Below are 14005 nucleotides of genomic sequence, written 5' to 3' on the forward strand. Positions count from 1 at the left end.
TATTCCCTCCTTTTTAAGTTTGCCCCTTGTTTTATAACAAAAAAAAAAAAAAATGCAACCCTTTTTATTATTTTTTTTATTTTGTACTTTTCTTCTACCCTTGATATAACTATATTTACCTTACTTAAAGCTTTTATTAAATAATAAAATATTTTTAGACTTGTGTTATATTGTTTAAATGGTAAATTTCCCTGTATTAATATATTTATTTTATTTAATATGAATTTTCTTTTATATTATTGAGTTATTTAATGAATATGAATTTTATCAATTTAAAAATAATGTAAAGATTAAAAAATAAAACGCTATAAAATTATTAATATAAAAAATTTTTTTTGCTATTTTTTTAAATTTTTAAATTTTATCAAGATTTAATTTCTTTTTATTCTTCAAAAAAATAAAAAAACCATTAATTTTTTTACAATTAATGGTTTTTCTGAGTATTTACCTTTATTTTTCCCTTTATTCTACTGTTACGGATTTTGCCAAATTTCTTGGTTTGTCTACATCTTTTTCTCTATCTAAAGCTGCATAATAAGCAAAAAGTTGAGTTACTACTATACTTACTATTGGCGCTAATGCTTCATGAACATTAGGTATTTTGTAATCTCCCTGACGAGCTAGTTTTTCTAATGTTATGACTAAAGTGTTTGCTCCTCTACTTTTTACTTCCATAATGTTACTTCGTGTATTAAGATCCAAAGTTGTATTAGTTATAATAGCTACTACAGGTGTCCCTTCTTCTATAAGAGCTATCGTACCATGTTTTAATTCTCCCCCTGCAAATCCTTCTGTTTGTATATATGATACTTCTTTTAATTTAAGAGCCGCTTCACAAGCTGAATAATAATCTGCACCTCTACCTATATAAAAAGCATTTCGTTTTGTGAAAAGATTTTTTGCAAGTTTTTTTATAGTTTTCGTGTCGTCTAATATTGCTCCTATAGCATTAGACACTACAGACAGTTCTTTTTCTATATCTATTTTTAATTTATACCCTTTAATTCTTGCTACTTCATATGCTAGTATACTTAAAATCGCTATTTGTGATGTATATGCTTTTGTTGAAGCTACAGCTATCTCTACTCCTGCATGAAGCAATAGCGTATAATCACATTCTCTACTTAATGTAGAAGATTCTACATTAGTCAGAACTAAAAATTTATAATTATTATCATTAGCTTTTAATTTAGTTAGTACAGCTCTTAAATCTGCTGTTTCTCCTGATTGCGATAAAAATATAAACATTGGTTTTTTAGATAAAAGAGGTAGATTATAAGCAAATTCTGAAGCTAAATGTACTTCTGTAGGTATTTTTGCCCATTTTTCAAAATATTCTTTCCCTACTAAACCTGCATTATAGCTAGTTCCACAACCTATAATATATATTCTATCTGCTTCTTTTACTTCGGATAATATTTCTTTATCTAAAGAAATATTTTTTCCATCAAAATACTCTGAAATGATATTTCTTATAGTAAAAGCCTGTTCATTTATTTCTTTAATCATATAATGATCATAGACACCTTTGTCTATTTCATCATATTTCATATTTGGAGTGAATGTTTCTCTAATTATTTCATTTTTCTCCATATCTTCTATTATTACTGAATCTTTTTTTACTGTTACAACTTCAAGGTCGTTTATTTCTAAAAACTTATTAGTATACTTAATCATTGCAAGGGCGTCACTTGCTATGTAGTTTACTCCTTCACCTAAACCTATAAGTAGTGGACTTTTATTTTTAGCAACATATATAGTGTCTTTATCAAGCGAATCAAGTAAACATAATGCGTAAGAACCTTTAAGTTTAGATAATGTTTTTAAAAATGCTTCTTTTGTTTCTAATCCTTCTTTACTAAAAAGTTCTATTAATTGCACTATTATTTCTGTATCTGTTTGACTTGTTAATTTTTTATCTTTAAAAAATCTCTCTTTTAGTTCTAAAAAGTTTTCTATAACTCCATTGTGAACAATAGTAAATCTTTTAGAAAAAGATTGATGTGGGTGTGAATTTACCTCACTAACTTCTCCATGTGTCGCCCATCTGGTATGTCCTATCCCAATATTACAACTTTCTCCTGCTGGTAATATATTTTCTAAATTTTTTACACGTCCTACAGTTTTTATAACTTCTACTTTGTCTTTTTTATAAAAGGCAACTCCGCAAGAGTCATAACCTCTATATTCCAAACTTTTTAATCCATCTATTAAAAAGTCTAATGCATTTAAATTACCAACACATCCTACAATACCACACATATTATCTCCTAATTATTTTTATTAGATGACAGTAGCAATTTTGTGTTTTTGTATGCTACCTAACGAGCATCCAGCCCGAAAAAGTATCCGCCGAATTTTCGATAACTTTTTTCCTCGTCAACTAAATTTAATTTAACCTTTAAAACTTAGTTCGGGCGCTATAATTATTTATATTATCCTCCTAATAATTATTCTAGCTATTTTTAAAAAATAACCACAAAAAAACAAGGTAAATTTCTTTTTCCTCAATATGTCATGATATTATCTTTAAAATTACCCTATTTTAATGGTTGTATTATACCATAAATATTTTTTTTTGTAAAAATTATTAATAGTTATCACCAAAGCATTTATAGAGAATATTTATCTTAAAATAAAATAATTTTCCCCTATACTCTACTATAAACTATTGCATTTTTTTTATTAATTGTTAAAATAAAAATAGACATAAATTTAAGTTATAAAGTTAGAGGATATTATGTTCAAAGAAACTTTTTACGAGGCAGATAAAAATAAAAAAACTAAAGAGATTGTCTTTTTAATTGTAGGTATAATCTTATTTTCTATTTATGCAGGACTTATGCTTCCTGCTAATAAGTTAGGAACTGGAGGAGCTTTAGGGCTTGCTTTAGTAATAAATAAATATACTAATATTAGTATAGGTCTAGCACAATTCATTCTCAATGCTCCACTCTTTTACATAGGTTTTAAATATGTTGGGAAAAAATTCATGATTATAACAGTTATTGTGACTGTTGTATCATCATTTTTAATTGATTTTTTACCCACTATTATCACCCCAATAGACTTAAAAGATAAACTTGTTGCTACAATTTTTTGTGGGATAATTTCAGGACTTGCAATGAGTTTTATTTTAATTAGTGGTGGTAGTACTGGAGGTAGTGATATTACAGGTAAATTTTTTGTTAAAAGATTTAATTTAAACTTACCTACTGTATTTTTAGTACAAGACATCACAATATATATTATTATCTGGATAGCTTTTGATATTCGTTATGTTATGTACGCTTTAATAATGAGTTTTGTTAGAAATCAAACTTTCAAAGGAGTGCAAAAATATCTATCAGCTTATATCCAATGTTCTATTATTACTGATAAATCTACCGAACTTGTAGCAGAAATAAATGAAAAACTTCATAGAGGGACTACTATTATGGACGTTGAGGGAGGCTTTACCCACAAAAAACATAGAATGGTTGTTCTTGTAATCCAGCAAAATGAATTATATACCCTAAAAAAAATAATAGATAATACCTGTCCAAAGGCATTTATAACAGTTAATAGTATAAATACAATTTTAGGAAATTTCAAAGAACATTCTTATAGTTTATAACTTTTTATAAATATTAATACTTAATCTTTAAAACTTTACTAAAATAAGCATTTTAGGTATAATATTTTAGGTAAATTAAATGAAATAGGAGGAAAAAATGAATTTAATTCCTACAGTTATCGAACAAACATCGCAAGGTGAAAGAGCATACGATATTTATTCAAGATTATTAAAAGATAGAATAGTTATTTTGGGTTCAGACGTTAATGACCAAGTCGCAAACTCAATAGTAAGTCAATTATTATTTTTAGAAGCACAAGACAGCGAAAAAGATATTTACTTCTATATAAATTCTCCAGGGGGAAGTGTTACAGCAGGTTTTGCTATTTATGACACTATGCAACATATAAAATGTGATATTGTTACTATTTGCATGGGAATGGCAGCAAGTATGGGAGCATTTTTATTAGCAGCAGGAACTATTGGCAAAAGATATTGTCTGCCAAATGCAGAAGTAATGATTCATCAGCCCCTAGGTGGAGCTCAAGGTCAAGCAACAGAAATAGAAATAGCTGCAAAACACATCTTAAGAACAAAAGCAAAATTAAATAAAATTCTCTCTGATAGAACAGGGCAAACTCTAAAAGCTATTGAACGAGATACAGAAAGAGATAATTACATGTCTGCTCAAGAAGCTTTTGAATATGGACTTGTAGACAAAGTTATGTACCCTCAAAATGATAAAATTCAAAAAAAAGAAAAAAAACCTATTAAGAAAAAAGCAGAAAAAATGGCTAAAGATAAAGAATAAAAAATAAAAAGCTAGTGATGTTTCATCAAGAAATATAACTAGCTTTTTTTAGGTAAAACTTTATAAGCTTCTATCAATTTAAAAGTAAAATTTTTAGTATTATAGCTATATCTTAAAATTTTATAAATAATTAATAACTTGAAAATTTATCCTATTTTTTCTAATTTTTTAATTTTTTTTAAAAAATTTATAACTCTATTATACGATTTTATCCCATACTATCATTTAGCAGATAAAAAAATTTCAATAAATTTTCTTCTTTCAAAAATAGTATATTCTAAATTAAATTATTAAATATCCAATTTATTTTTTTATTATAGCAAAGCTTAACTCTTTATTATATTTTTTAAATTAAAATTCTCTCCTCTCAAAAACTCTATAACTATTATAATATAGCTTTTTTCACTTAATAAATATTTAATTATCAAGATTTCAAGAAATTTTCTAAAAATTAATTAATTCATAAAAATAATATTTTTTAACTATATTAAAAATTAAAAAATCTTTTCAAATACAAAAAAAATACGAAAATATTATCTTTCATTTTTTTATGATGAAAACTTGATATTAAGCAGTTTTTAAGGCATGTAAACGATTGATTTTTTTTAGATATAATGATATAATTTAATTGCATAATACTAAAATTAAGGAGATACGTTATGACTTTAAATAATAAATCAAAAGATAATATTATTAAAGAAACTGTTAAGCTAATACAAAAAAAAGGTTATGCGGGTACAAGTATACAAGAAATTATTAAAAAATCTAAAGCTCCTAAAGGCAGTATGTATTATTATTTCCCTGCAGGGAAAGACGCTATGATTTTAGCTGGTGTCGAACAAATCAATCAGGAATTTCAAAAAAAATTTAAGAATTCCATTTTACCCCTTAACAACTTATCAGATATTCTTAATGCATTAATAACAATGTTCAATAGTAAAATAAGAATATACGGTACTCCATCCTTTAGAATGACTCTTTTAGCTTTAGAGACTATAGGTGAAGCACCAGAAGTTGCAAGAAAATGTTGCGATGTTCTTACAGACTGGAAAAAAATTACAACAAGAGCTATTATATCTCTTGGTATAAATGAAAAAGCTAGTATAAACATTTGTGACTGGTTCTTTACAACTCTTCAAGGAGCTATAAGCGCTTCAGTTATTTATGATGATATTACCTTTATGAATATAACAAATCAATCAATTAAACTTATAAAAAACCTATCAAAAGAAGAATTAGAAAGTATGTTTATATAGATAAAAAAGAGAAATTTTAAAATAGTTTTAAAATTTCTCTTTTTTGTTTTTGATAAACACAATTTAATTATTTTTCAATCTGCTATAAAATGCTATACTACAAAGCATTAATAAACTTGTAATGTAAAAAGGAGTTATAAAAAGTTCTAATGAAAGCTTATCTAATAATTTTGTCAAAATCAAAGGAGTTACTATAACTCCAATATTCCCTGCCGTTAGTGCCATACTTGTTATAAAATTAACCTCACTATGATAATTTTTAGCTACATAACTAAATACACTAGACATCGTTCCAACAAAACTCGCACCTATAAAAATACTTCCTACAACAAATAAATATTTATTATTTGCCAATGTAAACATAAAATTACCTATAATCATCAAAATAATCATAGCTAATAAGGATTTATTTTTTAAATATTTGTTTATTTTTCCAAAAATAGCTCCAACAAAAATACCACTAAAAGCTAAAAGTGTTAAAATATTGCTAGAAAAAATATTTGAATAACCATATTTTGTAACTAAAAGCGTTGGAATTTTTATAGTAGCTCCTATATAACTTATTCCTACCAGAAAAGTTATTAACATAATAAATAAAACATCAGTGTTAAAAATAAAAGATTTTTTTATAGTTTTCTTTTCATCTTTCACATCTGGAACAAATTTTATAAACATAAATAATATAGGTAATACCAAAATATAAACTAAAAATGTATAATTAGCAGAAAAAACTAGCATATACCCAGCAACAAAAGTTGTTAATGCCTTACCAATATTCAGGCAAGCTGTTCTAAGTCCTATCATGCCCGAAAGAGTTTCTCCGCTATAATAATCCCCTATTATACTTATAGATAAAGAATTATATAAACCTATCCCTATTCCTAAAATAAATCTACTTATTAGCACTAAAGTAAAACTTGTTGTTAAAAAAGATATTATCCCTGAAACAAAAATCAAGATTAGACCCAATACAACTGTATTTTTTTTACCCAACTTTGCTACAAAAAAATTGCTTAGAATAACAAAAATTGTAATCATAATAGCAGGAATTGTTACTATATTTTCTACAGAAGCAAGACCTATATTACTATCTTTTGAATGATAAAACTCATATAACTTTGGTATAGCAGGTGCTATAGCTAAATGCGACATCAAAAATATTGATATAAAAAGAATTGATACTTTTTGAGATATTTTATTCATAACCTCTCCTAATAACTTTTTTTTATAGTATATTAATATTTATTTTTTGTGTCAACGAATTAGCTTTTGAAATTATATTAATAATATTGATAAATATTTTTTTATATGATATAGTATTAAAAAAGTTTGAAACTAAAGAACATTTATTTTTATCATATAGTTAAACAAAATAGCTATAAATATTATTTTATAATAATATTTTACAAAATAAAGTTTTTTTGATTTTTTATAGATATACTTAAAATAAAAAAGGAAGATTTAATATGAAAAAAATTGCTGCATTTTTTGATATAGACGGAACATTATTTCGTGATTCCCTTATGACAGATCATTTTAAAAAACTTATAAAATACGAAATAGTAGACGAGAAAATATGGGTTAATGACATTAAGCATCTATATAAAGCCTGGGATAATAGATTTGAAATATACGATAATTATCTTTTTGAGCTATCTAACTGCTATATGAAAGCTATTACTGGACTTGATAAAAATACTTTAGATTTTGTTGCAAATCAAGTAATAAAATTGAAATCTGATAGAGTTTATAAATATACGAGAAATGTCATAGAAGAACATAAAAAAAATGGCCACTTAGTATTTTTTATTTCTGGAAGCCCTGATTTTTTAGTAGAAAAAATGGGAGCAAAATATGGAGCTTTCAAAAGTATTGGTAGCACTTATGAAATAAAAAACAATATTTTTACCGGCAACGTTACTCCTATGTGGGACTCTGACAGCAAAAATAATATGATAGATAAACTTATCAAAATATTTAATATTGACCTTGAAAACTCTTATGCTTATGGCGATACTAATGGAGATTTTAGAATGCTTAGTAGAGTAGGCCGCCCTGTAGCTATAAATCCTAGTAAGGAATTATTAACAAATATAAAATCATCAAAAAAATTAAAGGAAAAAATTTCTATAATAATAGAAAGAAAAGATGTTATTTATAAGCTTAAACCCGATTTAGATATACTTAATGTTTAGCACTTAAAAATTGTCTACCTTTTTGACTCATTTTTAGTTAAATTGTTTACTTCAATTTTTTTAAATAATTTAATTTTTATAGTCCTTTTAAAACTCCATATATTTTCTTGGTATAATATTTTTTGTCAGTATTAAAGAGTATTTTTATCCTTAAAATATTAATTATTTTATTATAAAATTTCTGTTGTTTAGAGAAAGACTTATAATATTATTAATATATTAGTTTTCTTACGATAGTTTTTAATTGACAAAAATATAAGAAAATGATACGTTCTAATTGTAATCGATTACTTATATTTAACAAATAGTTTTATGATGAATAATAAAGGAGGTTTTTTTATGAGAAAACAATTTAAATTTATTAGTGTTGTTTTTGCTTCAAGTATTTTACTTACCCCCTTATATAATCTTAATTATTCTAATAATCTAGCTAATTCAAAGGAAAAGGAAATATCTACTATTTCAGAAAATGAAATTAATGCAATTAAAAGGGGTGATGATAACTAATGAATACTTTTAACATAGCACTTAGTGTATTTGTAGTTCTAGCCTTAATTTTTATAATATATATATTACTTAAAATATATAACAAAATAATGAAAAAATAATAATCTTCAAAGCCATCAACAATAAAAAAATGAGCTGAATCCTTTATTTTTAGGTTCAGTTCATTTTTTATTTGGTATTTTTATATTATCATTTATGGCGGAAATTTATTGTGAATATATCAAAGTTTTCTTTAATAAATAAGATAACCTAACTTAAAGCACTTTGTTATTTTCTATTTTCTATTGCTGCTTTTGCTGCGGCAAGTTTTGCTATTAGCACTCTATATGGTGAACATGATACATAGTCTATTCCTATTTTGCTTACTAAGGCAATTGATTTTTCATCTCCTCCATGTTCTCCACATATACCTAATTTTATATTTGGTTTTGCTTTTTTAGCTTTGTTTACAGCTAATTTCATAAGTTCTAAGACTCCATTTTCATCTAAATGTATAAATGGGTCATTTTCTAATATTTTTTTCTTTTTGTATATATCTATGAATTTTTCTGCATCATCTCTTGAATATCCAAATGTCATTTGTGTTAAGTCATTTGTTCCAAAGCTGAAGAATTCTGCGTATTCTGCAATTTTATCTGCTATTAAACAAGCTCTTGGTATTTCTATCATTGTTCCTATTTTGTAATTGAATACTTCTTTATAGTTTTGAATGTCTTTTTCTATTAATGCTTCTATTTTTTCTCTTAGATATGACAATTCTTTTTCTATTCCTACTAATGGGATCATAATTTCTACATTTACTTCTACTCCGTCTTTTCTAGCACGGATAGCTGCTTGTGTTATTGCTTTTGCTTGCATTAAGTAAATTTCTGGATAAGTTACTCCTAGTCTACATCCTCTATGTCCCATCATTGGGTTGAATTCTGCTATACTTTTTATTTTGTTTTCTAGTTGGCTTACTGTTACATCTAGTTCTTTTGCTATTATTTCTATTGTTTTTTCTTCATGAGGTAAGAATTCGTGTAGAGGTGGGTCTAATAAACGTATATTGACTGATTTTCCTTCTGCTTCTTTGAATATTTTGTAGAAGTCTTCACTTTGAATTGGTTGAAGTCTATCTAGATAAACTTTTCTTTCTGATTCAGATGCTGATAAAATCATTTTTCTTACTAGACTTATTCTATCTTCTTCAAAGAACATATGTTCTGTTCTACATAGTCCTATTCCTTCTGCTCCAAAATTAAATGCTGCTTTGGCATCTCTTTCGTTATCTGCATTTGCAAATACTTTTAATTCTCTTGTTTCGTCTGCCCATTCTATTATTTTTCTGAAGCTTTCTGAGAATGATGAATCTGATTTTTTTACATCTCCTTGATATACTTTTCCACTTGAACCGTCTACTGATAGTATATCTCCTTCTTGTAGAGTAACTTCTCCTATTTTTACTTTTTTATTTTCATAGTCTATTATCATATTTTGGGCACCACATACACAGCATTTTCCCATTCCTCTTGCTACTACTGCTGCATGAGAAGTCATTCCTCCTCTACTTGTTATTATGGCTTGTGATGATACCATTCCTTCTATGTCTTCTGGAGATGTTTCTTCTCTTACTAATATTACTTTTCTTTCTATTGAAGCTTCTACTGCTTCTTCTGCTGTGAAATAAATATGCCCTGTTGCTGCACCAGGTGATGCTGCTAAACCTTGAGTTAGTATAACTGCATCTTTTAATGCACTTTCTTCAAATGTTGGGTGAAGCAATTGATTTATATCATCTGAATTTACTCTAAGTAGTGCTTCTTCTTTTGTGATTAATCCTTGCTGTACTAATGATACTGCTATTTCTACAGCTGCTTTTGCTGTTCTTTTTCCATTACGTGTTTGTAAGATATATAATTTTTCATTTTCTATTGTGAATTCTATATCTTGCATGTCTTTATAGTGTTTTTCTAATACTTTTGTTATATTTACTAATTCTTTATAAAGTTTTGGATATTCTTCTTCTAATACTGCTACTGGTTTTGGTGTTCTTATTCCTGCAACTACGTCTTCTCCTTGTGCATTTATTAGGTATTCACCAAATAGTTTGTTTTCTCCAGTTGCTGGATTTCTACTAAAGCATACCCCTGTACCACAATTATCTCCCATGTTTCCAAAAACCATGGCTTGAACATTTACTGCTGTTCCTAATTTGTCACTTATTCCATTTAATCTACGATATACTTTTGCACGGTTGTTATTCCATGATTTAAAGACGGCTTCAACTGCTAACATAAGTTGTTCTTTTACATTTGTTGGGAATTCTGCTCCTACTTCTTTTTTATATATTTTTTTGAATTCTTCTGCCACTTTGAATAGGTCGTCAGCACTCATATCTTTGTCTTCTGCATAACCATTTTTTTCTCTTACTTTTGTAAGTACAGCTTCAAATTTGTATTTTTCTACCCCCATAACTACGTCTGCAAACATTTGGATAAATCTTCTGTAGCTATCATATGCGAATTTGTAATCATTGTTTTTTTTGGCTAATACTATGGTTGTTTCATCATTTAAACCTAGATTTAATATTGTATCCATCATTCCAGGCATTGAAAATACCGCTCCACTTCTTACTGATACAAGTAGCGGATTTTCTAAACTTCCTAGTTTTTTGCCCATAGTTTTTTCTAATTGTTCTAACTGTTCATTTATTTGTTTGATAATTTCTGGTTTAATTCTCATGTTGTTATCATAATAATCGTTACAACTTTCTGTTGTGATTGTGAAACCAGAAGGTACGTTTATCCCCAGCGTACTCATTTCTGCTAAGTTGGCTCCTTTTCCCCCTAGCAGACTTCTCATGTCTTTGTTTCCTTCTTTAAAATTATAAACAAATTTTTTCATTATTTTCTCCTTTTTCTACTTTATTAAATATTTAATAAATTTATTCCTCTTTCTTTTAATATATCTATTATTATTTCTGCTGTTTCTTCTATGGCTCTATTTTCTACATTTATTACTGGACATTTTAATTTTCTCATTACTTCATTTGCATATTCTAACTCTTCAAAAATTCTCATTTCTGACGAATAACTATTTTCACTTTCTACTCCCAATGATTTCATTCTTTCGCCTCTTACTCCATTTAGATGTTCTATTGATGTTGTTAGTCCTACAATTTTTCTATTATCTATATCGAATAATTGTTTTGGTAAACTTATCTCTGGAACTAGTGGTAAGTTCATTACTTTTATATTTTTATTTGCTAGATACATACTTAATGGTGTCTTGCTCGTTCTTGATACCCCTAATATCACAACGTCTGCTTCTATTAGTCCATTTATGTCTTTGCCATCATCATACCTCACTGCAAATTCTAAAGCATCAACCCGTCTAAAATAAGTTTCCCCTAATTTTCTTATCACTCCAGGTCTGTTTTTTATTTTCTTGTCAAATTTGCTTTCTAGTTGTGATAGCAATTCTGTAAGTATGTCTATTATTTTTATATTTTTTTTACTTGCTAACTGTTCTGAATACATTGCTAGCTCTCTACTTACTAAAGTTTGAACTATTATGTCTTTTTCCCTTATTTCTACATATAATTCCTCTAATTGTTCTTTTTTACTGATTCCAGGAATTTTTTTTACTTTGTACTCATCTCTCGTAAGGTCAAATTGTGCAAGTGCAGCCCTTACTACATCTGTTGCTGTATTTCCTAACGAATCTGATAATACATATATCGTTATCATCCTACCCCTCCAGTACATCTAAAAGCAATCTTATTATTGTAGTTTTTGATATTCTTCCTATGATTTTTTTACCATTGTCTTCCCTTATGACTGGTAAACAATCAACTTCGTGATTTATTATTTTTCTTAGTGCATCTAAAATGGTTTCTTCTTCGTTTAGATAAACCACGTTAGGTACTCTAGTCATAGCCATTGCTACCGGCATTGTATGAGCAGTTGAATTTGAAACTAATATTTTAAGCATATCTTTCCTAGAAACAACTCCAAAAAGATTATTATCATCATCAACTATAAAAATTGTCCCTATGTCATGAAGAAATATTTTTGTTATTATTTCCGAAAGTGTTTCTGTTGCTTTAGCCGTACATGCTAATGCCATTACTTCTGATACTTTTATTAATTTAAGCGTGTCATACTCTGCTTTTTTCACAAAATCGTTATTGAAAAAATATCCAACATTTGTTTTTGATTCTAGTATCCCTAATTTTACTAAAATCGAAAGCTCTGTCCTTATAGTAGATTTACTTAAAGATAGTTCACAAGCTATTCTATCGCCTGTTATGGGTTCATATTTTTTTACTATTTTTATTATATTTTTTTCCCTATTAGAAAGCTCCATGCTACCTCCTTTGTCCACTAATCGTAATTATACAGTAAAAAAGAAAATAATGCAACATAATTTTTTTCATTATTACACATTAATAGGTATTAAGGTGTTGTTATTCTTACTTTTAATTGAGTTGAGGTATATTTTGGTAAGATAAATTCTTACAAAGCGTAAGAATATGTAGTTATTACTGCGTATTAATTTCTTTATTATGCTTTTTTTAGTAAAGCTATTGTGAAGCAAGAAAATAAGTATGCTGTTTTCATGAAAATATAAGGAGTTATATTTTAAAAAATACCCCGTTAGACTACTACAATTTGAAAAAATAACTTAAAATATAAAAAACTGGTTATTTCAGAAACTTCTTAATCTAAAATATAGATTAATCCATCTGCTTAACCAGTCTTTTTTATAATTATAAGTAATTAAAAAATCTTATATTACTATTTAGTTTTTTCTTTTTCTCAATAAATAAAATATTAATGCTCCTCCAGATAAAAGTGAAAGTAGTTTAACTTTATTATCTATTTTATTTTTTGATTTTTGTGCCGATGTTTTTGGTAAAACTTTTTCTTGAATTTTGTCTTTATTTTTAATGTTAGTCAAGGCAATATTTTTAACAGAATTTATCTTGCGATTTTGCTTATTTCTCTTAGTATTATTCTTGTTATTAATTTCATCACCTATATTATTTCCATTTCCTTGTGATTTTTCTTTAACTCTTACTATAGCTTCTTTTTCTGCACTTAATCCTGCCGAATCTGTAACTTTATAAGTAATTTTATATGTTCCGACTTTACTGTTGTCAAAACCACCTTTGTCTGTTATTTCTACTTTATCTTTTAAGTCGCCGTCTTCTTTATCTGTCGCTTTTATTATTAGGTCTTTTAAGTTTAAAATTTCTCCTAATTGTATTTCTTTATTTATCACTTCTAATTGTGGTGATGTATTTTTAGGAGTAGGAACTGGCAAAATATCTGGTTTTTTGGTTTCTATTTTTTCATAGATATATTTATAACCGGTTTGGGTCTGCTCTTCTTTTTTGAATTTATAGCCTTTTATTTCTTTGATTTCTTGTTTTTTTGTTCCTATTTCTGCTTGCTTTAAAACATTTCCTCTTTCATCTTCATATTCTGTTGTGACTGCTTTTTCTTTTTCTTCTTGTTTTGGTGCTTCATTTGGCACTTGTTCTTTTATTTTTTCATAGATATATTTATAACCTGTTTGGGTCTGCTCTTCTTTTTTGAATTTATAGCCTTTTATTTCTTTAATTTTCTGTTTTTTTGTTCCTATTTCTGCTTGTTGTAAAACTTTTCCTCTTTCATCTTCATATTCTGTTGTG

11 protein-coding genes are annotated in these 14005 nt (G+C 26.9%); 5 read left to right on the plus strand and 6 right to left on the minus strand.

The features are described from left to right. Positions 1-462: 462 nt before the first annotated feature. The gene (gene glmS, locus HMPREF1871_RS05930) at positions 463-2262 is read right to left on the minus strand and encodes a glutamine--fructose-6-phosphate transaminase (isomerizing) (protein ID WP_066131224.1); all 1800 of its coding nucleotides are present in this window, start codon (positions 2260-2262) and stop codon (positions 463-465) included. Positions 2263-2740: 478 nt separating this feature from the next. Between glmS and HMPREF1871_RS05935 the strand changes: the two genes are divergently transcribed. The 3 genes from HMPREF1871_RS05935 to HMPREF1871_RS05945 all read left to right on the plus strand — a co-directional run bounded on the left by HMPREF1871_RS05935 (position 2741) and on the right by HMPREF1871_RS05945 (position 5623). Continuing rightward, positions 2741-3616: a YitT family protein gene (locus HMPREF1871_RS05935; protein WP_066131227.1), complete on the plus strand. Its 876-nt coding sequence runs from the start codon at positions 2741-2743 to the stop codon at positions 3614-3616. A 97-nt stretch (positions 3617-3713) separates the two neighbouring features. Further along, positions 3714-4367, plus strand: a complete 654-nt coding sequence (gene clpP / locus HMPREF1871_RS05940; protein ID WP_066131230.1) for an ATP-dependent Clp endopeptidase proteolytic subunit ClpP — start codon at positions 3714-3716, stop codon at positions 4365-4367. A 659-nt stretch (positions 4368-5026) separates the two neighbouring features. Next, positions 5027-5623: a TetR/AcrR family transcriptional regulator gene (locus tag HMPREF1871_RS05945; RefSeq protein WP_066131237.1), complete on the plus strand. Its 597-nt coding sequence runs from the start codon at positions 5027-5029 to the stop codon at positions 5621-5623. A gap of 63 nt (positions 5624-5686) precedes the next feature. On the opposite strand, the gene HMPREF1871_RS05950 is transcribed toward HMPREF1871_RS05945, so the two are convergent. Continuing rightward, entirely contained in the window at positions 5687-6826 is a 1140-nt protein-coding gene (locus tag HMPREF1871_RS05950; protein ID WP_066131239.1) for an MFS transporter, read from the minus strand. Positions 6827-7089: 263 nt separating this feature from the next. On the opposite strand from HMPREF1871_RS05950, the gene HMPREF1871_RS05955 reads away from it, so the two are divergent. Both HMPREF1871_RS05955 and HMPREF1871_RS06230 read left to right on the plus strand, forming a co-directional pair. Next, positions 7090-7818, plus strand: a complete 729-nt coding sequence (locus tag HMPREF1871_RS05955; RefSeq protein WP_066131242.1) for an HAD family hydrolase — start codon at positions 7090-7092, stop codon at positions 7816-7818. Positions 7819-8157: 339 nt separating this feature from the next. Then, positions 8158-8325, plus strand: coding sequence for a hypothetical protein (locus tag HMPREF1871_RS06230; protein ID WP_157058087.1), 168 nt, complete (start codon positions 8158-8160; stop codon positions 8323-8325). A 267-nt stretch (positions 8326-8592) separates the two neighbouring features. Here HMPREF1871_RS06230 and ppdK read toward each other — a convergent pair whose 3' ends face one another. From ppdK to HMPREF1871_RS05975, 4 genes are all read right to left on the minus strand, one after another. Beyond that, positions 8593-11211: a pyruvate, phosphate dikinase gene (ppdK, locus tag HMPREF1871_RS05960; RefSeq protein ID WP_066131245.1), complete on the minus strand. Its 2619-nt coding sequence runs from the start codon at positions 11209-11211 to the stop codon at positions 8593-8595. Positions 11212-11234: 23 nt separating this feature from the next. Beyond that, on the minus strand, positions 11235-12056 hold the full coding sequence (locus HMPREF1871_RS05965) for a pyruvate, water dikinase regulatory protein (RefSeq protein ID WP_066131248.1): 822 nt from the start codon (positions 12054-12056) through the stop codon (positions 11235-11237). Position 12057: 1 nt separating this feature from the next. Beyond that, on the minus strand, positions 12058-12675 hold the full coding sequence (locus HMPREF1871_RS05970; RefSeq protein ID WP_066131251.1) for a helix-turn-helix transcriptional regulator: 618 nt from the start codon (positions 12673-12675) through the stop codon (positions 12058-12060). A 435-nt stretch (positions 12676-13110) separates the two neighbouring features. After that, a partial coding sequence (locus tag HMPREF1871_RS05975) for an immunoglobulin-like domain-containing protein (protein ID WP_198145796.1) occupies positions 13111-14005 on the minus strand: 895 nt, incomplete at its 5' end.

The organism is Gemelliphila asaccharolytica (assembly GCF_001553005.1).
GTDB lineage: Bacteria > Bacillota > Bacilli > Staphylococcales > Gemellaceae > Gemelliphila > Gemelliphila asaccharolytica.